Source organism: Prosthecobacter sp. (assembly GCF_020439865.1).
Taxonomy (GTDB): Bacteria; Verrucomicrobiota; Verrucomicrobiia; order Verrucomicrobiales; family Verrucomicrobiaceae; genus Prosthecobacter.
In genome coordinates, this window is sequence record NZ_JAGRPF010000108.1 from 22,193 (window position 1) to 43,312 (window position 21,120).

At 59.9% G+C, this 21,120-nt stretch carries 19 protein-coding genes, 1 tRNA gene and 1 riboswitch; of the genes, 13 read left to right on the forward strand and 7 right to left on the reverse strand.

The features are described 5' to 3' along the window. Nucleotides 1-331 precede the first annotated feature (331 nt). The 6 genes from KDL09_RS12070 (at nt 332) to KDL09_RS12095 (ending at nt 6,476) form a co-directional block, all read left to right on the forward strand. Nucleotides 332-1,021 (forward strand): MotA/TolQ/ExbB proton channel family protein, encoded by a 690-nt coding sequence (locus tag KDL09_RS12070; RefSeq protein WP_294385197.1) that lies wholly within the window; start codon nt 332-334, stop codon nt 1,019-1,021. Between the two features lie 73 nt (nt 1,022-1,094). Next, nucleotides 1,095-1,499, forward strand: a complete 405-nt coding sequence (locus KDL09_RS12075) for a biopolymer transporter ExbD (protein WP_294385199.1) — start codon at nt 1,095-1,097, stop codon at nt 1,497-1,499. Nucleotides 1,500-1,516: 17 nt separating this feature from the next. Further along, the gene (locus KDL09_RS12080) at nt 1,517-2,257 is read left to right on the forward strand and encodes a hypothetical protein (protein WP_294385201.1); all 741 of its coding nucleotides are present in this window, start codon (nt 1,517-1,519) and stop codon (nt 2,255-2,257) included. Further along, the gene (locus KDL09_RS12085; RefSeq protein WP_294385203.1) at nt 2,254-2,499 is read left to right on the forward strand and encodes a hypothetical protein; all 246 of its coding nucleotides are present in this window, start codon (nt 2,254-2,256) and stop codon (nt 2,497-2,499) included. The genes KDL09_RS12080 and KDL09_RS12085 overlap by 4 nt, the downstream gene beginning before the upstream one ends. A gap of 121 nt (nt 2,500-2,620) precedes the next feature. Next, nucleotides 2,621-3,550: an AAA family ATPase gene (locus tag KDL09_RS12090; RefSeq protein WP_294385204.1), complete on the forward strand. Its 930-nt coding sequence runs from the start codon at nt 2,621-2,623 to the stop codon at nt 3,548-3,550. 4 nt (nt 3,551-3,554) lie between these two features. Then, nucleotides 3,555-6,476, forward strand: coding sequence for a transglutaminaseTgpA domain-containing protein (locus tag KDL09_RS12095; RefSeq protein ID WP_294385206.1), 2,922 nt, complete (start codon nt 3,555-3,557; stop codon nt 6,474-6,476). A gap of 8 nt (nt 6,477-6,484) precedes the next feature. Here the strand turns inward: KDL09_RS12095 and KDL09_RS12100 are convergent. From KDL09_RS12100 to KDL09_RS12110, 3 genes are all read right to left on the reverse strand, one after another. Then, nucleotides 6,485-6,559, reverse strand: a tRNA-Val gene (locus KDL09_RS12100). 62 nt (nt 6,560-6,621) lie between these two features. After that, the gene (locus tag KDL09_RS12105) at nt 6,622-7,401 is read right to left on the reverse strand and encodes an AraC family transcriptional regulator (protein WP_294385208.1); all 780 of its coding nucleotides are present in this window, start codon (nt 7,399-7,401) and stop codon (nt 6,622-6,624) included. Nucleotides 7,402-7,423: 22 nt separating this feature from the next. Next, on the reverse strand, nt 7,424-9,325 hold the full coding sequence (locus KDL09_RS12110; RefSeq protein WP_294385209.1) for a TonB-dependent receptor: 1,902 nt from the start codon (nt 9,323-9,325) through the stop codon (nt 7,424-7,426). A gap of 90 nt (nt 9,326-9,415) precedes the next feature. Further along, a riboswitch (cobalamin riboswitch) is annotated at nt 9,416-9,649 on the reverse strand. A 117-nt stretch (nt 9,650-9,766) separates the two neighbouring features. Here KDL09_RS12110 and thiE point away from each other — a divergent pair. Next, the gene (gene thiE, locus KDL09_RS12115) at nt 9,767-10,414 is read left to right on the forward strand and encodes a thiamine phosphate synthase (protein WP_294385211.1); all 648 of its coding nucleotides are present in this window, start codon (nt 9,767-9,769) and stop codon (nt 10,412-10,414) included. Here the strand turns inward: thiE and KDL09_RS12120 are convergent. Both KDL09_RS12120 and KDL09_RS12125 read right to left on the reverse strand, forming a co-directional pair. After that, nucleotides 10,389-13,199 carry an insulinase family protein gene (locus KDL09_RS12120; RefSeq protein ID WP_294385214.1) on the reverse strand — a complete coding sequence of 937 codons (2,811 nt, stop codon included), beginning with the start codon at nt 13,197-13,199 and terminating at the stop codon, nt 10,389-10,391. The two genes, thiE and KDL09_RS12120, sit on opposite strands and share 26 nt — an antisense overlap. A gap of 128 nt (nt 13,200-13,327) precedes the next feature. Next, nucleotides 13,328-14,200, reverse strand: a complete 873-nt coding sequence (locus KDL09_RS12125) for an alpha/beta hydrolase (RefSeq protein ID WP_294385216.1) — start codon at nt 14,198-14,200, stop codon at nt 13,328-13,330. A 171-nt stretch (nt 14,201-14,371) separates the two neighbouring features. Between KDL09_RS12125 and KDL09_RS12130 the strand changes: the two genes are divergently transcribed. The 6 genes from KDL09_RS12130 to dhaL all read left to right on the forward strand — a co-directional run bounded on the left by KDL09_RS12130 (nt 14,372) and on the right by dhaL (nt 18,568). After that, the gene (locus KDL09_RS12130; RefSeq protein WP_294385218.1) at nt 14,372-15,247 is read left to right on the forward strand and encodes a hypothetical protein; all 876 of its coding nucleotides are present in this window, start codon (nt 14,372-14,374) and stop codon (nt 15,245-15,247) included. Between the two features lie 30 nt (nt 15,248-15,277). Beyond that, the gene (locus KDL09_RS12135) at nt 15,278-15,895 is read left to right on the forward strand and encodes a ribonuclease HII (RefSeq protein ID WP_294385220.1); all 618 of its coding nucleotides are present in this window, start codon (nt 15,278-15,280) and stop codon (nt 15,893-15,895) included. A 140-nt stretch (nt 15,896-16,035) separates the two neighbouring features. Continuing rightward, nucleotides 16,036-16,422 (forward strand): YraN family protein, encoded by a 387-nt coding sequence (locus KDL09_RS12140; RefSeq protein WP_294385222.1) that lies wholly within the window; start codon nt 16,036-16,038, stop codon nt 16,420-16,422. Between the two features lie 69 nt (nt 16,423-16,491). Then, complete coding sequence (locus KDL09_RS12145; RefSeq protein WP_294385224.1) at nt 16,492-17,505, forward strand: dihydroxyacetone kinase subunit DhaK; 1,014 nt, start codon at nt 16,492-16,494, stop codon at nt 17,503-17,505. 12 nt (nt 17,506-17,517) lie between these two features. Then, the gene (locus KDL09_RS12150) at nt 17,518-17,880 is read left to right on the forward strand and encodes a cyclic nucleotide-binding domain-containing protein (RefSeq protein ID WP_294385226.1); all 363 of its coding nucleotides are present in this window, start codon (nt 17,518-17,520) and stop codon (nt 17,878-17,880) included. 52 nt (nt 17,881-17,932) lie between these two features. Next, nucleotides 17,933-18,568 carry a dihydroxyacetone kinase subunit DhaL gene (gene dhaL, locus KDL09_RS12155; RefSeq protein WP_294385228.1) on the forward strand — a complete coding sequence of 212 codons (636 nt, stop codon included), beginning with the start codon at nt 17,933-17,935 and terminating at the stop codon, nt 18,566-18,568. Here dhaL and KDL09_RS12160 read toward each other — a convergent pair. Together KDL09_RS12160 and KDL09_RS12165 are read right to left on the reverse strand one after the other, a co-directional pair. Next, nucleotides 18,555-20,087 carry a 2-succinyl-5-enolpyruvyl-6-hydroxy-3-cyclohexene-1-carboxylate synthase gene (locus KDL09_RS12160; protein WP_294385231.1) on the reverse strand — a complete coding sequence of 511 codons (1,533 nt, stop codon included), beginning with the start codon at nt 20,085-20,087 and terminating at the stop codon, nt 18,555-18,557. The genes dhaL and KDL09_RS12160 overlap by 14 nt on opposite strands. After that, a complete protein-coding gene (locus tag KDL09_RS12165) occupies nt 20,084-21,103 on the reverse strand; it encodes a chorismate-binding protein (protein WP_294385233.1) in 1,020 nt (339 codons plus the stop codon). The genes KDL09_RS12160 and KDL09_RS12165 overlap by 4 nt, the downstream gene beginning before the upstream one ends. Nucleotides 21,104-21,120 lie beyond the last annotated feature (17 nt).

Genomic DNA, 21,120 nt, shown 5'->3' on the forward strand with positions numbered 1-21,120 from the left:
GATTTGCGAGGCCGGAAGCAAGGCCGGGAGGTGATGGGTTTTGGTATGAATGTCACGTCTTTAGTTTTCGGTTCGCAGTTCGCCGCAGGAGACCGGTAGTGTAGTTCCGGCTTCAGTCGGTCCAGGAAAGGGGACTGAACCGCCTGAAGGCGGGGGCTACGGAACAGAACTGGACGACCGGGGGCTGCTCCCTTGACCTTCCCCGGGTTATCCCTTTTATTTCCAGTGTTTACAAGCCGTCTGTCTCGGCATAAAACATGCTTGGTATTCCACGTCTCCCGAACTGGCGTGTGGTGCCAGGCTTTACCCATCACTTTCTGATTTTCGGCTCATGATTGATCTTATCTCCAAAGGCGGACCGCTTGTGTGGCTCCTGATTGGATGTCTTTGCTTCGCCGGAGCAATTTTTGTTGAACGCCTCGCCTACTTCCATCGTGCGAGCATGAATGTGGGCGAGTTCCTGGCCGGGCTGGCCAGTTTGATCCGCCGCAAAAACTTCGCCGAGGCATTGCAGGAATGCGTGGCGACGCGGGTGCCGGCGGGTCGGGTGATTCATGCGGCGCTGCTGAGGCATCATGCTCCGCGTGAGCAGCTCAAAGAAATCGTGCAGGAGGCCGGTCAGCTCGAAGTGCCGCGACTGGAGCGCTTTCTGGGCATCCTGAATGCCATCGCGCATGCGGCCCCTTTGATCGGCCTGCTGGGCACCGTGATCGGCCTGCTGGACAGCTTTACCAATCTCTCCTCGGCGAACGGAGTGGCGACACAGGCGGATGTGGCACGTGGCGTGTATCAAAGTCTGATCACCTCGGCGCTTGGTCTGGTGGTGGCGATCCCCGCCTATCTTTCATTCGCCTTCCTCAGCGCCCGTGCCCGCTCGTTGATGCATGATCTGGAGCGTGCGGGCATTGAAATCGTCAATCTGATCGAAGACGCCAACAGCACAGACAACATTGTCGAGTTTCGTCAGGCGGAGGCCGCGCCTCCGATGACCAAGACTCGCACACGTGGGCTGAAGGGATGAATTTTTGGGGCATTACTCCGACAGTCCCAACCGTATTCAGACTGTCGGTTTTGAGCCCGTCGCCGCATCAACCATGAAGCTCGAGAGCCATCTGCCCAAGCAAAGCCCGTGGCTGTACACGGTGCCTCTGCTGAACACGATCCTGCTGCTGCTGGTGTATTTCCTTCTGACAAGCAACTTCGTGGTGCAGTCAGGCATCAAGGTGGAGACTCCGCAGTCGAGTTCGCGGCTCACGGGATTCGACCGCGCCCACATCATCACAGTGCCGGCCGGGACGGACAATGCGCTCTATTTTGACGGCGTGCGCACCACCACCACGGAACTGCGCGAGAAGCTCAAGGCCAGCCGCGAAGGTGAACGCCGTGCCATTATTCACGCCGCCAAACAGACGCCGCATGGCCGTGTGATCGAGATCGGAAACATCGCGCTCGAGCTGGGCTATGAGGTGGCGTATTCCACCGTGCCGCCCAAGGCGTAAACAGGCTTCTGTTCACGATGTCCGCCAAATCACATTCCCACGACAACTCGCTGATCTTTGCGTGGGGAGTGCGCGATCATTCGACATGGCATCTCGTGGTGGCCCTGCTGGTCCTGATGGGGGCGATGGCTGGCTTCTTTTTCGTCTTTCGCGTGGTGCATCCCGTGGCGCAGCGGCTTCCGGTCACGCCGCAGCATGTGATTTCCCTGGACCCCAATGATCCGGCGGCGCTGGCGCTCATTCACCGGGCGCAGGACCGCAGTTTTGCGCTGTTGAGTGATGATGAGTCCGCGGCAACCGCCGAGAGTCCGTTGCTGGCGTTTCATCCCACATTCGAGGGGTATGAAATCAAATTGCGTGAGCTGGAGCCGGAGCCTGCTGCCATCCGTCAGCCGCGTCTGTTTACTCCCGCATCAGACGTTTTGCCGCCAGTGCCTCGTCGTGCCACCGAGACAGTCGCCGCACCGCGGGCGGCGACGCTGCGTGCGATTGTGAGTTCGACACTAGCGAAGCGCGGGCCGGCGAGCACCGAACTTCATGGCATCAATCTCACGCAGCCGGCACGTGTGCAGTTTCGTGTGGCCGTTGGCTCCTCTGGTCAGATCATTGCGGCGCTGCCGCTGAGCGGTGTCGAAGACGTCGTAGTCATGCAGCAGCTCCATGACGCCGTGGCCGCGCTACGTTTCTCGCCCTCCCCGGTGCGTCGGATGGAGTGGGGAGAAATTTCATTCCGTTGGGAGGAGGTTTCTTCTCCATGATTCCGATTCCTTTGGGCGGACTGATCATTCTGTTCATGGCCTTCGGTGTCACGGCGGTTTGTTTGCTCTGGTTTTACAGCTTCTGGCGTGACCGCAAGCGCGAGGTCTATCGGCGGCGCATTGCCATCCAGTGCCGGATCTGTGGCACGGCCTACGCCTGTGAACCCAAGCGCAAGATCGCCGTTACGATCTGCCCCGTCTGCCGCACGCCGAACGAGCGAAACAAACTGCAGCAGATCTGAGCGCGTCCTTTTGTGAGGGATGATGAAAGCAGGCTTGCTTTCTCACCCGAAAATCGGCGACACTTGGAGCACAAATATCGTTCCTGTGTCCGCACGCTCATCCCATACTTCAGCCGACGCCATGCTGCCAGCCTCCACCGCCCAGCAAGCCGCACAGCAGATCGAAAGCATCATCGAGCGCGTGTCGCAGATCATTCTGGGCAAGGAGGAGGTCGTGCGTCTTGCGGTGACCTGCCTGCTTGCGCGCGGACATTTGCTCTTTGAGGATCAGCCGGGCGTCGGGAAGACCATGCTATCCCAGGCGCTTGCCCAAGCGCTGGGACTCGGCTTCCGGCGCGTGCAATTTACCAGCGATTTGCTGCCGGCGGACATCCTCGGCGCCTCGGTGTATGACCGGGACACGGCTGCATTCCATTTTCATCGTGGACCGGTCTTCACCCAGGTGCTGCTGGCGGATGAAATCAACCGCGCCACACCGAAGACCCAGTCCGCGCTGCTCGAGGCGATGGAGGAAGGCAAGGTGACTGCAGATGGAGCGACGTATCCGCTGCCAGAGCCGTTCTTCGTCATCGCGACGCAAAATCCTTCGTCGCAAATCGGGACCTTCATGTTGCCAGAGTCGCAGATGGATCGCTTTTTGATGCGGCTGGCGCTCGGAGTGCCGGACCGCGCAGCGGAACGGGTGCTGCTGGAAGGGCAGGAGAGGCGCGAGTTGTTGCGTGTGATGCAGCCTGCGATGTCCTGCTTGGAACTGCAGCAACTGCAAACTTGGACACGTGCGGTGTATGCATCACCGGCGTTGCTCGATTATTTGCAGGACTTGCTGGCTGCTAGCCGTGTGCAAGGACGCGGGCTTTCACCGCGCGCCGGGCTCGCGGTGCTGGCTGCGGCACGTGCGTGGGCTTTGCTCAGCGGTCGTGCCATGGTGCTGCCCGAGGACATTCAAGCCGTGGCCGTCGTCGTGATGGGGCATCGTCTCGAGCACGCGGCGGACGGCATGAGCGGTGTCGAACTGGCACGGCAGCTGATCGCTGAAACTCCCGTGCCTTGATGCGATGAACGTGCGCGTGCGCTGGAACCGACACACGCTGGCACTGCTGGCCATCGTGGCGGGGATGTGGTATGCGGCGGAGGCGCAGTCGAACGGTGCCGCGCATCTGATCGCCCTGCTGACGGCGACGATGGGTGCGCTGACCTGGCTGCATGCGCGGGCCAATCTGCGCGGGCTCAATGTCCGCCTCGTCGGAGCCCGGCCTGCGGCTCAGGATGAAACGAGGACCATCCCTGTCGAACTGCGCGCGACGGGTGCGGTGTCACCGTGTGGTCTCGAAGTCATCGTGGCTGGTGCGGCGGCACCGGTGTTTGTGGAGTGTGTGCCCTCTGGAAGCGCGGTGCTTGTTGAACTGCCTCCGCCTGTAAAGGATTCAGGCGGTGCGTTGAAGGTTCTGGTGCGCAGCGTTTATCCACTGGGTCTGTTTACCGCGGAGTGTGTCGTCGAAACCTCATGGGTGCGCCGCGTGCATCCGAAAGCGGCGGGAGATCTGCCGCTGCCAGCGGCCGATGCTTCGCGGCATGGCGATGCGATTTCTGTTTCGTCCAGTCGTGCGCATGGAAACAGTGGTGATGACTTTGCCGGTCTGCGTGAATGGCGGGCGGGAGATTCACCGCGACACATCGACTGGCGTTCGGCGGCGCGTGGCGGAGCCTTGATGGTCAAATCGTGGACCATGGGTGCTCAAGGCGTCCTGGTGTTCGATTGGAACACAATGACGCTCGACGACCCTGCACGTGCGTCACAGATCGCACGCTGGATGGAAACCTGTGAAAACGAAGGCCGGCCCTATGAGCTGCGCATGCCTGGAGTCGTTGTGCGCGCCGGTCACGGTCCCGCGCATCTGCGCCGCTGCCTCGACGCGCTCTCCACTCAAACGTCCTCCGAGACGGGCTCCGCTGTTTCGAGTGAGATGCAGGCGGGAAAGGTGGTGAGTGCTCTGAGTCTGGAGCAGACCACCATGCTTCCGAAAAAGCCGCTGCTCTTTTTGAGCCTGGCATTGCTGCTGGCGATATTGCCGCTGCATGGTTACATCGCAAACGCTGGTCTGGTGGTCTGCGGCCTGTGTCTGATCTGGCGCGGGGCGATGCGCATGGCGGTGCCGCATGTGCTCGTTCGCATCGGCGTCATCACCGCAGGAGTCGCGGGGGTGTATTTCGACTACGGAGAGCTGGGAGGGATGGAACCGGGCATCGCACTGCTGCTTGTGCTGGCAGGCGCGAAGATGCTGGAAAGCCGGACGCCGCGCGAGTTTCAGGTGCTGGCGATCATCGGTTGGTTTTTGGCTTTCTGCGCGATCCTGCTGGAAAACCATCTTTCCCGCTCCGTGTGGGCAGTGGTGGTGCTGCTGCTCATCGCCGCATGCATGGTTCGCTTCCGTCGTAGCGCACCCGGCGCACGCGAGCCAGCGCGAGTCACCGCCACGTTGTTTGCGCAGGCGCTGCCGCTGGCGGTGCTGCTGTTCTTTGTGTTTCCGCGCGGACTGCTCGACCTTGGTTCTGCGCTTGGGCGAAGCCGGTTCGGGGAAACGGGGATCGACAATGTTCTCGAACCCGGCAAGATCGCCAAGCTTGCCCTTAGTTCGGACGTGGCATTCCGAGTGCGGTTTCCTGATGGTGTGCTGCCGCCGAATGAAACGCGCTACTGGCGCTGCCTCACGCTCTGGCATTGCGATGGCATGCGCTGGACACGGGGGGACCATCTTGGCTATTTGCTGCGATTGCCCGGACCGAAACGCAGCCAGGACGTGACGCAGATCATCGACTTGGAAGCGCATGGCAAACGATGGCTTCCAGCGCTCGATCTGCCGCTCGGCGCCAAGGTGCGGGGTGAGGATTTGCAGCCGGAATTCGATCAGTCCCTGCTTTCCCCGATGCCGGTGCAAGCTTCGGAACGCTTTGTGGTCGTGTCACGGTTCGAACTGCCTCCCGTGCGTGAATTGCCTGAAAGCCACCGCGAGGCGGCGCTGCAGCTTCCTGAGAAGATTTCGCCCAAACTCAAACAGCTCACGGATTACTGGGAGTCAGTGACGCAAAATGACGAACAGGTAGTTCAGATCGCGCTCAATTATGTCAGCACTCAGGGATTTAGTTATACGCTGGAGCCGGGGGAATACACCGGACCTGAGGCGCTGGATGAATTTTTCCTGAGCCGTCGCGCCGGTTTCTGTGAACACTTCAGCGCAAGCTTTGCCACGCTCATGCGCATGGCAGGCGTGCCATCACGCATCGTTGTCGGTTACTTGGGCGGCGAATACTCCGATCACAACGGCGGCTATCTAATCGTCAAACAAAGCGACGTGCATGCCTGGACTGAGGTGTGGCTGGAGAGGTATGGCTGGTATCGTGTCGATCCCACCGCTGCGCTCGCACCTGACCGGGTCAACATCGACCTGCGGGCCTATCTCGCTGGAGGAGCCGAGGAAGCCGAACGCCAGCGTCGCAGCCTCTGGTGGCGTGCGGTGCAGCGGGCGCGGCTGCTGTGGGACAGTGTCAACTACGGCTGGCAGAATCAGGTCATCGACTACAATCAGGAAGCCCAGCGCGGACTGCTGGAGCGCGTCGGGCTCCGCAACGCCAAACTGGTGCTTCTCATTCCCAGCGGTGCTGTCGTGCTCGTCGGTGTCATGCTCGTTGCGTGGTGGCTGCAGCGTCCTGCACGCCACGCAGATCCATGGATGCGACTGTGGCAGCGTGTGTGCCGTCGCCTCGGCCAAGCGGGCATGCAGGCCAGGATGCCCAATGAAGGGCCGCTTGACTATGCCCGACGAGTGGCTGTTTCCCGGCCCGATCTGTCGGCTCAATTTGGTCCTCTGGCCGAAATGTATGTCTTGGGACGCTATGGCTCTACGGCTGACACGCTGGACAAATTCAAAACTGCGGTCGTGCGGTTTAAACCGAAACGACGAAAGACCAGATCACACTGATGGGGTGATGGTGCGCGCTGCAGGGTTCGAACCTGCGACCCTTGCCGTGTGAAGGCAATGCTCTACCACTGAGCTAAGCGCGCGAAAATCGTGGGGCGCAGTCTTTAGCCGGACTTGGTGGCGGCAGCAACCGGAAAATCTCGGCTCATGAACGGCGGACGAGCCGGAACTGGCGCAGGTATTTGAGCGGGGTCATGCCCATGTGCCGATGAAAGTGGTGGGTAAAGGCGCTTTGATCACAGAATCCCAGTTCCTGGGCCACCTCGGTGATCTGGGCGCCTTCCTTCTGCAGCGCCTCACAGGCCGCCTGGATGCGAAGTTTCATGATGAAAGCCTGCGGGCTGGCTCCGAAAGTTTCGACAAATTTGCGGTGCAACTGCCGGGGTGAGAGATGCACGATCTGGGCCAACTCGGTGATCGAGACACCGGTGCGGAAGTGCTCGCGGATGTAGGCAAGCGCACGATCGATCTGCAGGTAGGGCTGCAGCACCTGTTTCTTGCCTTCAAAACTTTGCACCGTGCCCATGATGCCGATGAGACGGCCTTTGGCGTCCAGCAGCGGCAGCTTGTTGGTGACGAACCAGTCTGGGATGCCCTGGTCGGTGAAAAACAGCTCGACTATGTTGAGCTTGGGTTTGCCTGTTTGCAACAACTCCTCGTCATCGCGGCGGAAGTTCTCGGCGAGGCGTGCTGGGAAGAGATCAAAGTCGTTCTTGCCGACGATGTCAGACTCGTCGCTGATGCCAAAGCGGTCCATGAAACGACGGCTGGCGCACATGAATCGAAATTCGCTGTCCTTGGCAAAGAAAGCCAGGTCGGGCAGGTGGTCGAAGAGCCTGTAGAAAGGAGTGTCCGCACTGACGCGACGGATGAACCGTTCGCGCAGTGCGGCAGAGTTCTCAGGACGTGAAGGGCGGCTGCTCACGCTGCAGCATTAGCATGGTGCGCTAAAAACGCAGGCGGAATCCCGCATAGGCGCCCGTGCGCATCGATGGGAACCCTAGCACTTCGGAATAGCGCTCGCCCAGCAGGTTCTCCACGCGGGCAAAGAGATCGCAGTTCTTACAGACCGTGTAGCTGGCCGTCAAACGCAGCCGCAGGTAGTCTTCGACATCGCGCTGCGCGGCACCAAAGCCGTCTTCACGGTCGATGACGTAGAGCGCACCAAGACCGAGGCGGAATTTTGGCACAGGCTTCACCCAAACGTCTCCCATGATCGTGTGCCGTGGTCGCCGCACGAGGCGTGTGCCGGCGGTGAGATCGTCGGCGTCGAGGTAGGTGTATTGGGTGCTGAAACCGAAGCGATCACAGGGCTGCCACTGGAACGCGGCCTCAAGGCCCTGCGTGCGCGCCTTGTTGATCTGCTGCAAGGGGCCGAACGGCGGCGTGAACACGATGAGGTTGTTGATGCTGTTGTGGAAATAGGTGAGGCTGACCGAGGCCTTGTTGTCTGCAAACGGTTGCTCAATGCCGAACTCCACGCCCTTGCTTTGTTCCGGTTTCAGAAAGGCTGGATTGCCGAACAATGCCGCCTCACGATTTTGCGGACTCGCGGGTGCAAACGCGGTGCCATAATTGGCGTGGAGGACTGTCTGGGTCCACGGCATGCGCCAGCTTGTGCCGGCACGCCAGGTGGTGGCGTCATTGAAATCGGAATACTCGTCGTGACGAATACCGGTGTTCAGATTCCACCCGGGCAGGATTTCAGCCTTCGACTGGAGGAACACCGCCCAGTTGGTTTCCGCCTGATCGACGTCGTAAGCAGAGAAGGGGAAGGCGTTGTCACTGCTGCGTGAGTAGCCGATGTCCTGCAGCCAGGCACCTGCGGTAAGGGTCCACCAGTCGGCGACCTTGAAGACACTTTGGTATTCAAAGAAATGATTCCGCGAGGTGATGCGGTTGTTCAGTCCGAACGTCGGAGTGAAGTTGGTGGCTGCCTGGCGGAAGTTGCCGAATTGGTAGGTCAGCGTCTGTGTCCATCGTTTGCTGGTTTCCCAGACGAGCCGAGGAGAGATGCTCCAGAATTCGGAGAGCACGTGATCATTCGGATCATTCGCGCCAAAGCCTGTGCTGGCTCCGGGACTGCCGACATCCGCGTTGTAATAACGCAGGTCGAGGTCGAAACGCAGACTCTCGGCGAGTTGAGCACCAAATTTCGTGGCGGCGTTGTTCAACTGCATCTGGCTGTTGATTCGGTACCCCTGGGTGTCCGTGCGGCTGAGTTCGAGGCTCCAGTCATAGATGCCTGCGGCTCCTCGGTTGCTCAACCCTTCGCGTGACCAGCCAAAACTGCCGCCTTCCCATGAAAGGGTGGTTTCCGATTTCTTCAGGCCGCGTCCGCTGCGGGTGATGATGTTGATCACACCGCCGAGGGTTTTGCCACCATAGAGGCTGGCGGCAGGACCGCGCAGCACCTCGATGCGTTCCACGTTGTCGAGCGTCATGGTCTCGATGTTGTAGAGACCGGCAAGGTTGGCAGGCACGGGTCGACCGTCGATGACGACGAGCGTCTGGTCGCTGTTCGTCCCGCGGAGGAAGATGCCGTTGGTGGAACCGGGAGTTCCTCGATCGGCAATCACAAGACCTGGAACCTGCCGCAGGGCGTCGGGAACCATCTTGAACTGCTGCTCCTCGATTTTTTTGCGATCGATCACCGTGACACTGCTGGCGGTGCGCCAGGATTCGGTCTCGGTTTTGGTTGCCGTGATGACGACTTCAGGAATGACCGTGGCCGGTTTCGTTTTCGGCTTGGACGGTTGGGGATCCGCTGCATCCGCGGAGCAGGCGGCAAGGAGTGCCACCGTGATCGCGGTCAATCGACTGCGACCAGAGGTTGTCTGGGTGAACATGTTTGTTTGGGGGAGGCATGCAGGCCCAGCCTTGGCTGGGCATGCACTTCATTGGTTCGATGAAGCACTCACGGCCCTCCACATGGAGGCGTGAGTGATGCGTTCGCAGCGAGATGTTCGGACTCCGGGTGTGTGCGACGTTTTGACCGCCGCTCCTCGCCTCCGCCTTCACCAAGGATTGCTCCCGATTGGCTTTGCTCCGCACTTTCGCACGAATGGAGGTCTGTGACCCGATACCGCAGCGCCACTGTGGCCGGTTCTCACGGCCTTCCCTGCATCTGCGAACGGTGCATGGCGTTCGCACGCCATGCTGATAAAGAAAACGGGAGGCATCCCGAAGGACGCCCGCCGCCATGCGCTCTCATAGGCGTCGGGGCTCTGGAGGGCAAATGAAAACGCGGCTTGCAGAGACCGTCATCAAGACCCATTCAAGGCGCACTCATGAAACGCATTCAAGACGCACGACTCTATGGCATCGTTGATCTCGGCTACGTGTCGGCAGAGAACGTCGAGCGCATGACTGGGTTGCTTTGTGACGGAGGCGTGGACGTCCTGCAACTGCGGGCGAAGAAGCTGGAGAAAAACGAGGTCGAGCGCCTCGCGCGGCTCATGCTTCCGGTTACGCGGGATCATGGCGTGCCGCTGGTGATCAATGACCACCTGGAAGTTGCGGCCGCCGTCGGCAGTGAAGGCGTTCATGTCGGCCAGGATGATGACGCTGTCGCCAGGGCGCGCGCTGTGGTCGGGGCAGGCTGTTTTGTGGGCAAGTCCACGCACAGTCTTGAACAGGCTGTGGCGGCGCAGGACGAAGGCGCGGATTACATCGGCTTCGGTCCGCTGTATGCCACCGGAACCAAGCCGGACTATGTGCCCATCGGACTGCAGGACATCGCGGAGGTGCATCGCCGTGTGGCGTTGCCGATTTTCTGCATCGGTGGCGTGAATGCTGGCAGGCTGGACGAAATCGTCGCCGCTGGGGCCAGACGCGTGGTGGTTGTGTCGGCGTTTTTGCTGGAGGCAGACGTGAGCGGTGAAGTGCGAGCTTTGAAGCAGCGTCTGACAGCTACTTCTTCTCCTCCATCGGAATGATGTCGGCGCTCACGGCGCGTTTTGCACCGAGGTATTCTTTGGCGAGTTCCTGCACCTCGTCCTTTTTGATGTTGGCGAAGTCACTGATGAAGCTGCGAGCCCAATTCAAACGTTCCGGATGCTCCTGACAGCAGCGCAGGACGTTCATGGACCAATAACGGTTGTCACGGCGCATCTGCTCGATCTGGGCAAGCATGGGTTTGATGGCCCGGTCAAACTCATCGTCGGTAATCGGGCCCGCGGCCAGTTTGTCACCGATCTCAATGACAAGTTTGGTGAGCGACTCAGCCAGCTCCGGCTTGCACTCGATCATGGTGGTCATGTAACCGTAACCCGTGAAGGTATCGCTGCCGACGTGGTAACAGGCCGGGCTGTAGGTGTCCCCGAGTTCCTCGCGCACTTTGATGCGCAGACGGTCGTCGAGAACGGAACCGAGCAGGGTCAGGCGGCGGGTGCGCTGAATGTCGCTCATGTCCGCCGTGGGCCAGTAGATGGTGGCGATAGCCTTGGGGATTTCAGTCTCAAACGGGAAGGTTTTGCTCGCGTCAGGTTTAGGGAAGGCGACCGCACGTTCCTTCTCATACGCAGGCTTCTTGTCAGCGCGTTTCGGCAGGGCGCCGAGTGTCTTGGCCACGGCCTTCAGGGCGGTCTCGGCGTCTACGTCGCCCAGCACGGTGACTTCAAGATAGTCCTTCGTGAGAGCCGGGGTGAGCCAGTCCTTGAGTTCGGTCAGGGTGCGTTGCTTGAGAATCTCCATCTTTGGAAAGCCCCAGCGAGGGTCGCCGGAATGCATGAAGGCAACGACGTCATTATTCATCACGCCTTCAGCGGTGTGTTGAAGCTGCGTGTAGAGGGGCTCGATGTTCTTCTCGAACTGACGTGCGGCTTCGTCGCGGTAACCGGGGGCCACGAGATAGGCCGTGAGCAGCTGAAGCTGCGCTTCGAGATCCGCCGGTGTGGTACGGCCGCTCAGCAGGAAGGCTTCGTCGCCGATGCTAAAGTCGCTGCCGACTGTGCGGCTGGCGAAAATGCGGCGGATGTCATCGACACCGTGTTTTTCGAGGCCGCTCAGTTGGAAGGTGCTCTGGGCAAACGGAATGATGCCGGGCTTGTCGGTTGGTGTGCTGAGTTTGCCGCCACCGAAGTTGATGAGCACGCGGATGGTTCCCTTTTCGAACTCGGTGTGCTTGAAGTTGAGGCGCACGTTGTTCTCAAAGACAGTCTGCGTGATTTCGAGATCCTTCGCTTCAGTGGAACTCGCCACTTTGCCTGCGGGGCCGAAATCGGTGTAGGCGAAGGCGGCGGTCTCTTCCTTTTCGGGGGCGGTGACGGGCTTCTCACGGCTGGTTTTGAAGGTGGTGATAATCTGCTCCTCTGCATTGCCTTCGAGCTTCAAGTTGCCGCCGAGGAAGATCTGGACGTCATCCCCTTTCCAGTCGTCGACCAGTGCGGCGTGGCTGTCCTGTTCCTTGAGTCCGGCCAGAACGGTCGTGATTCGGGCGAGGTCGGCGGACGGATGGGTAAAGACCTTCTTGCCCGCGAGAATACTGACGAGACCGCTGGCGAGGTCGCGTGACTTACGGCTGTCGGCCTGGTCGGCGCGGAGTTTGGCACTTTTGAGGACAGTGGCCTTGGCTTCTTCGAATTCGGCTTCGGTGAAACCATGCTCGATGGCACGGCGCAGTTCGGTTTCGAGCAGGGTGAGGGTGGCCTGCCAGTTCTTGGGATCGCACTGGGCCTGGATGCCGTTCACGCGGACGAATTCGAGATATTCGTAGCTGTAACTTTCGGCGCTGATGAAGGGTGCGCCTTCCGCTTTCGCGAGTTTTGACAACCGCTGGTTGATCATCATGTCGGCCAGATCACGAATCGTTTTCTCGCGGCGGGTTTCAGCGCTGTCAGGTTTGTTTCTGGCGGGGCGGGGGATTTCGACCGAGATCGTAAGAGCTTCGGCCTGCATCTCGGTGTGCAGCTTGGCGATGATTCCGTAGCCAGACGTAACCTTGCCAAGATCTGGATCTTTGGCGTCGCCATGGGCCGGCTTGGCGTCCGCGAACTGCTTTTCGATCTCCGCTTTGACGGCGGCAGTGTCCTTGAAATCGCCCACGGCGACGATAGTGGCGCGCTTCGGAGTGTAATACTTCTCGTAGAAGTCCACGAAGCGCGGCCGCTTCATCGTTTTGATCATCTCCTCGGTGCCGATGGGCATGCGATGTGGCAGGATGGATTCCGGCAGGGCAAACTTATAGCCGGCGATCATTGTGCGGTATTCGATCGAATCCCGGCTGAGTTTTTCACTGAGGATGATGCCGCGTTCCTTGTCGATCTCGGTTTCACCGAGGAGCATGCCATCTAGGTCGTCGCGGAAAAGCTGCAGGCCTTCGGTGATGAATTTGGGCTCCACCTTGGGCAGTTCGAGCATGTAAACGGTTTCCTTGAAGGAAGTGTGCGCATTGGTGTCAGCTCCGAAGCCCATGCCGAGACGCTGGAAGTACTCCACCATTTTACCACCTTGGAAGTGACGGGAGCCGTTGAAGGCCATGTGCTCGAGGTAGTGGGCCATGCCCTGCTGGTCGTTCTCTTCCATCAGCGAACCGACGTCCATGTAGAGCCGGATGCTGGCGCGGCCCGGGGGCTCGTCGTGTGGTAGAATCACATAGCGCAGACCATTTTCGAGCGTGCCAAACTCAGCCTTTGGATCGGCTTTGAGATCGCTGGTGTCCTGGGGCCACTGGGCGGAGGCGGCGGATGCGATGAAAAGGGCGGAGAGTAGGGCGCGAAGCATGGTGGTCGGGGGAAAATGACGAGTTCAGAAATGACGAAGGAATGTCTCAATGAACGAATGACGAAACGGCATGTGAGCGGAAATTCGTCATTCGGATTTTGGAATTCTCCATTCCTGCCGGCGGCGGGTCAATCCACCTTGCCGAGTCCCGCCTCAGGGTCGGGTTCGAGGAATCCGAGTTCGACGAACAACTCATCCATCGCCATGAGGGTGGCCTCGTACATTTCGAAGGAGAGATTGAAATTGAAGAATCCATGGCCCTGGCCTTCGAACTCGATCAAACGGCAGAGATTCTTCTTCTTGGTCGATTTGCGAGCGAACTCATACGAGCCGTCGAATGGAACCACACGGTCGGCCGTCCCGTGCATGATGAGCATGGGCGGCAGGCCGGGCTTGATGCCACGGATGAGGTCGGCTGCTTTGCAGGTGGCCTGATCCGGCCAGCGATCACGTCCGAAGGCGTGCTTCGAATAGGTGTCCATCACCGGATTGAACAGCACGATGGCGTTGGGGGCCGGACTGCAGTCGAGAGCGTCGGAAGGATCGTCGAAGCCGTTGAGAATCACCGAGGATGCAATGGCATGTCCGCCACCGGAACCGCCCACACCCACGATCTTGCCGGGGTTGATGCCGAGTTCGACGGCGTTCATGCGAATCCAGCGGATGGCAGAGCGAGCGTCGGCCATGGCCTCGACGGGGCCAGTGCCGTGACGCGTCGCCACGCGGTAGTCGAAGCAGATGGTCGTCATGCCTCGTGAGGCAAAATAAACGCAGTGCGGGGCGAACTGGGCCACCTGGCCGTTGTCCCAACCGCTGCTGAAGAAGAATGCAGCCACCGAACGTGGATATGGCGGCGCCTTGTCCATCTCGGGCTCCCAGATGTAAGCAGAGAGATTCACTCCGCCGACCGACTTGTAGGTTTCTTCGCGGGCGGTCTTCAGCAGCTCCCGATTCCGGTCGATCGGGGGTGTGCGTGGCTGGCCTTCGCTGGGTGACTCCATGTTTGGGGGGTAAGGGGAGCTGACGTTTACCAGAATCACCAAAACGGCAAATGGTTTTACGCAGGAATAAAACTATCACGGTGAAATTCCATGGATGCGAATCATAAAATGAGGATCCCCGGTTGTTTTCGTGAAAAACTTGGACTTGTTCGAGGATTCCCAGATCACGTCATGCGCCAGATTCTCCTGCTGTTCGTTGGCATAAGCCTGTTTCAAGTTGCCACTCTACTTTCCGGTCAGGGCGGTGATGACGGGCTGCGTGCTGATCTGGAGAGAGTTTATTCGAGATGGCGGAATGCCATGATCCGAAAGGATGCGCAGGCCTGGGCGGCGAGCATCACACAGTATCGCCAGGTCGTGATTCGCAACTCGGTGGTCAGCGAGCGTCAGTCGTTTCCAGACGCCGTGTTTGCGTCTGAGGTGCAGCCTCCGCCGCTGGTCGGGCTGCGACTGCTGGAGGTCGAGGCTGTTGGAGATACTGCGCATCTCATATACTTCGGGAAGGTCAACATGGGGCAGGACAAGGAACTCATTCGCGACAACATCTTAAAATTGAAGTTCTACCGGGAGGGCGGTGAATGGAAATACGACAGCAACCGGGTCGTGCGTCTGGACACTGCGCCGGAGGTTTTGAAGGAACTGCAAGAAGGGAAACGCCCTGACTTTCTCGATTCACCCGAATACACACCGCCGGGAACCATGCCGCCGACACCTCCGCTGTGTCGTGTCCCTGAGTTCAAGGCGGGCTATAAACTGCAGACTTTCGGCTACGAGACGACCATCAGCATGAACGGCATCGATTATGAGCCTGTGCGAGATGCCTTGGACCAGCAGATTCTCATCGGAGGCCTGGTTCGAGGCCACAACGAAATGGTCCTGAACATGAAGCCCGTGCCCAGGCCGGAGGGGGAGAAGGAGGCGCTGCAAATCCGTGTCTACATTCTCTCCAATGATCCTGACAGGCCAGGTGTGGAGGTGGCGCGCTGGGAGGCCCCCGAGAGCGGAGCCCCTGCGAAGGTCACGCTGCCCATCGAGGTGAGGCAATAAGCTGTTCGTGATTCAAGTGCTGCCTTTGCCATGCCCACGCTTGATCATGAAAAAAGCCTGCGTGCCTCTGGTTTTCGGATCGTCGCGGGTATCGACGAAGCGGGACGTGGGCCTCTGGCCGGGCCGGTTTGCGTGGCGGCGGTCATTCTTCCGGACGATTTCACGCATTCCGTGCTGAATGACTCCAAGCAGCTCAACGAAGCGAAACGCGAACGACTTTACGAGGAGATCATGGCCGATGATCGTATTCATTGGCACTGCGTGAGCATCGAGCCGGATGAAATTGACCGGATTAACATCCTGCGGGCGACGTGGGAGGGCATGCGTCGGGCGGCTCTTGGCCTGATCCCCAGACCCGATGCCGCGCTCATCGATGGCAAGCCGGTGAAGCAATTTCCGATGCATCAGGTCGCCTTGGTGAAGGGTGACAGCCTGAGTTACTCGATCGCAGCCGCCAGCATCATTGCGAAAGTGACGAGGGATCGCCTGATGGTCGCCATGGCGGAACAGCACCCCGAATATGGTTTTGAGATTCATAAAGGCTATCCCACGCCCGCTCATCTGGCCGCTTTGAAGCGGCACGGGCCCTGTGCACATCATCGCCGCAGCTTCGGTCCGGTGGCGCAGCTCGAACTCGATCTCGCATGAAGCGGCGCACCTTCCGTCCCGAGAGTCTGTGGCGCTGGCTGCGGCGGCGGGTGACGGGAGACGTACGGCTCCGCAGGGCGTTAATCTGGATGCGCGCCCGCCCGCTAGCGCTGTTTCATGGGCGACTGGCCGGCCGGCTCATGGAACGCCGGGAAATCGGCGACATGGGGGAACTTATCGCCGCGCGCTGGCTTTTGGCGCATGATCGCAAGGTGCTGTATCGAAACTACCGCGGAGTGAATCGCGGCGAGGTGGACATTGTCGCCCGTCATCGTGATGTGCTGACGTTTGTCGAGGTCAAGTCTCGCACCAGCACCGCGTTTGGGCGTCCGGCGGATGCCGTGGGGCCCGACAAGCAGAGGCTTATTCAGCGTGGTGCGATGGACTGGCTGAGGCTGTTGGGCAACCCGCGCATCAAGTTCCGCTTCGACATCGCCGAGGTCGTGCTCATTGAAGGAGAGCTGCCTCACGTGAATGTCATCGAAAATGCATTTCAGATGCCGGACAGTTCGATGGCCGGGCGTTGAATCGTGCTTTGACAGCTGGTGGCGCTCCGCTAAGACTGGCGTCTCGATTTCCAACCAAACGTTCTGACCATGAGCCAAGCCAATCCTGCCAAGAAGATCATCAACGACCCGCTGAAGTGTGCTGACGAATTGTTTGAGGGACTCGTCCTCGCTTACGATGGCAAGGCACGTCGCGTGGGCACGCGTTCGATCGTAATGAATGATCTTCGTCCTGATGCGCCCGCTCTCCTCGTGGGTGGTGGTGCTGGGCATGAGCCAATTTACCACGGTCTCATTGGTAAAGGCATGGCCGATGGCGCTGCGGTGGGCGAAATCTTTGCGGCGCCGCCGCCGGACATCGTGCTCGAAGCCACCCAGGCTGTGAATCGTGGCAAAGGCGTGCTTTATCTCTACGGCAACTACGCCGGTGATGTGATGAACTTCGACATCGGTGCCGAACTCGCCGAAGAGGAAGGCATCACTGTAAAGACGGTGATCATCAACGATGACGTCTGCTCGGCCCCGCCGACGGAGAAGGGCAAGCGCCGTGGTGTCGCCGGTCTGGTGCCGATCACCAAGATTGCCGGTGCCGCTGCGCAAACTGTCGATTCACTCGACGAACTGGCTCGCATCGCGCAGAAGGCGGTGGACATGACCCGCACCGTCGGAGTCTCGACCAAGCCGGGCAGCATTCCTGCCACCGGCAAACCCACCTTCGAACTCGCTGACGACGTGATCGGTCTCGGCATGGGCATTCACGGTGAGAAAGGTGTGGGCCTCATTCCGATGTGCACCGCTGACGAACTCGCCGCCAAGATCCTTGATTTGTTGTTCGGCGACGACCTCGCTCTCAACGCGGGTGACGAGATTGTGTTCTTCGTGAACAGCCTCGGCAGCACGCACATGATGGAGCTCCTCATTCTCCTTCGCGGTGCGAAGCCAATCCTCGAGCAACGCGGTATCAAGATCCACCACACCATCGTGGACAACATAGTCACATGCCAGGAAATGGCCGGTGTCAGCTTCAGTATCACGAAGCTCGACGCCGAACTCAAAAAACTCTGGGACATGCCCTGCGAGAGCGTGGGCTACACCAAGCTCTAACCGGTCGTCGCAATGAAACTGCCAAACGTATTCTCCAATCCTGCCAACATCCGTTCCTGCCCGGCAGGGACTGTCATTTTTCAAAAAGGTGACGAGGCATTGGAGATGTTCGTGGTCCAGAGCGGTGAAGTGGAAATTCTCATCAATGGCAAGGCGGTTGAAACCATCGGACCGGACGGTTTTTTCGGTGAGATGTCCCTGATCGACGACTCCGTTCGCAGTGCCGATGCCGTGGCAAAAACGGACTGCACGCTGCTGCCGGTGAACCGCCATCACTTTCTCTTCATGGTGGACGAAACGCCGCTGTTCGCGATCCACGTCATGAAGGGAATGGCGAACAGGCTGAGGCAGGCGGACCAACGTGCGGCGGGCTAGACACGGGCTTCGCATTTGACTTCGAGTCTCATGCACCCACAGTCGCCTTCCCATGTCCAAAGCCAGCCTCTCCAAAGACGACGTCAAAGCCATGCTCGTTCTCGCCTGCGAGCGCATCATCGCCGCAGAGCCGATGCTTTCTGAAGCCGACCGCAATCTTGGCGACGGCGACCACGGGCTTGGCATGCAGCGTGGCATGACTGCGGCGAAGGAAGGGCTTGAAGCAGGGCCGGTGGACAGCATCGAAAAGGCCTTCAACACGGTCGGGATGAAAATGATGAGCAGCATGGGCGGCGCGAGCGGGGCGATCTTTGGCACCTACTTCCGCAATGGCGGGAAGGCGCTGGCCGGCAATGAGACATTCGATGCCGCTGGGCTCGCCGCGTTTCTTAAAGCGGGGGTCGACGGCGTGAAACAGCGCGGTGGAGCCGCTGTGGGCGATAAAACGTGTGTGGATGCCATGGAACCTGCTGCTGTGAAAGCCGCGGAAGTGGCAGGTCAGTCGCTGCCTGAAGCCATTCAAGCAGTCGCTGCAGCCGCAGATGCAGGCAAGGAGGCCAGCAAAGCGATGGTGGCGAAGTTTGGCCGGGCGAAGACGCTCGGAGATGGCTGCATCGGCTTTCCTGATGCCGGGGCCTGCTCCGTGGTGGTGATCATCGAGGCGTTTCGCGATTTCATCGCGGCCTGATCACCGGGCGCTGCCAGTGTTTCCAAAAAGCCTCCGTTTCCAACGGGTCGGGACGAATCTCTATGACGATCGGCATTGGCAGCAGGTCTTCAAGGTCGTGAACGTCATCTGTCTGCAGGTATTCCATGCCCCAGAGCTGTGCCCAGGGTTCGAAGCTGAGTTCGTGGCGGTTTTCGATCACGCTGCGCGCGGCGTCCGGCAGTGAGCGGATGCCGGTCACCCGTGAAAAGATCTTTCCGCCTCCGTTGTTGATCACCACGATGCGCAGACGCGGATGATCCATCTGCGCGATGATCCATGGCGCGGCGAGATCATACAGGGCGCTCAAATCGCCGAGGATCAGCCAGCACTCGCCGTGATGCACCGCGCTGGTGCCGAGAAAGGTCGAAACGAGACCGTCGATACCGTTGGCGCCGCGATTGGCAAAAAACTCCACACCTTGCTGCGCAGCTTTGAGTGCGAGATTGAATTCACGGATGGGAAGGCTGTTGCCAAGAAACACTCGCGAGCCTGCGGGAATGATGCCGGCGATCTTGTGCATCCAGGCGGGCTCTGACAGGGGAAACTTGTCGAAGTCAGGCTCGAAGCGAAGAATGCCACAGGGAGGATCGATGGTGGCAAACTGGGTGCTGCGGATGTGGTCCCATGCCAGTGTCTCGACGTTTTCCTTCCGGGCAAGTCCGCTGAATCCTGTGTGCGTGATGTTGGTGACCCGAACCTTTGGCTGGGTCTCCAAATCCCGCCACCAACGCCATGAAGGCACCGCGCCAATACGCAGGACGTGGGCCGGACGTGCGTACTGCAGCGCCTGATCTCCGCCTGGCACAAGCAGAGGTTGCAGCGCTGGGTATCCGTGGAGGTTGGAGGTGGCTTCGGCGACGATCGGCGCACCGAGTTTCGCCAGAAGTACAGCCGCCTGTGCGGCATCCTTGGGATGCATGCCTCCGGCGAGCACAAGATCACACTGCAAGGAGGCCGGCGTCTGCGCTTCCTCACTCGAAAGCGGGGACGCGGTCGAAAAATCAATGCCACCCACGTTCGTTTCCAACGGCTCGTCCAGGCAGACATTGAGGTGCATCGGCCCGTCGGAACTGTGCCCTTCGTGCGATTCATCCGCCACATCCCAGTCTCCGACCATGGTTGCATGGACGCCAAACAATCCTGCCTGCTCGATCGCCTGCGGTGCGCCGCTGCCACGATAGCTTTTGGGCCGATCTGCCGTCACCAGCACGAGTGGAAGCCCCTGATAGCAGGCCTCGATCGTGGCCGGCAGCAGTTCGGCCGCCGCGGTGCCGGAAGTTGTGACGACGGCCACAGGATTGCGGTCGGCCATGATGCGTCCGAGCGCGAAGAAGCCGGCGCTGCGTTCTTCGAAGAAGTTCCAAATCTTGACCCCATGGCTCGCCAGCAGGGCGGTCACGAGCGGGGCGTTGCGCGCACCGGCTGCTACACAGACTTCACGCACACCAAGATAGGCGAGCGTTTGAAGCGTCTGCTGAATGAGTTGGGCCTGCGTCATGAGTGAAGTGCCAGCAGGCGCAGAACGGCCTCCCGCTTGAGCCGCAGTTCGCGCCACTCGTGATCGAAGGCGCTGCCGCCCACGATGCCACAGCCGGAGGGCAGGCTGATCTTGTCGCCTTCCCAACAAATGCCGCGTATGGCGACGACGATGTGCGTGGTGCCGTCCGCCTCGGTGAAACCAAAAGGAGCGCCGAAGAACCCCGGAACCTTCAGCTGCTGGCGATATTCACGCAGCTTTTCCAGGGCGTCTTCATCGCGCGGCAGGCAGCCGACGGCCGGGGTCGGATGCAGGAGGGCTACAAGTTGCGCAGGATCGGCGTTTCCGCTGAGTTTGACACTGAGTTTGGACTGGAAATGCACCAGGCCGGAAGTCTGGCACAGCGCGCGCGGATTGCGTGTGACAACACCGAGTGTCTGCAACCGCTCCATCAGGTAGCGCACCACGATCTCATGCTCCTCGATTTCCTTCACATCGGTGAGAAAGGCGTCCTGGTTGCCCGGCTTGGCGGTTCCTGCCAGAGCCATCGTGTCGAGCTGTCGGGCATGCACCTGAAACAGAAGCTCCGGTGTGGCTCCGAGAAATCCGCCGGATTCTTTGACATGAGCGTAGCCCCACATGTTCTCCGGAGCTTTCATGACGGATTCCAGCAGACGCCGAGGGTCGCCGGAAGTCAGGGTGCCAGATTCGGTGAGCACAGGCACCATTTTCTCGATACGCTTGGACAAAACCTCCCGGCGGATGCGTCGGAAGGCCATTTTGAACCATTCGGTGGCCGGCTTGGCCCAGTGAATCTGCGGTTTCTGGCCGCCGTTGAGGTGAATCGTCTCCCCGAGGCTGGCGGAGGTGATCTGATGCAGCCGCGCGGGCACTTTCCACGGTTTGGGATCCTTCAGGTCGAAGTCATTGATGTAGAAGGCTCCTCCCGCTGCCGGCGCGGCGGCCAGCGCGGTGAAGGGGCCTTCTCCCAGCCACGCCCGTCCATCGGGCAGCCTGAACAATGCGAATTCCATCATGCGAGTTTGAATGCATA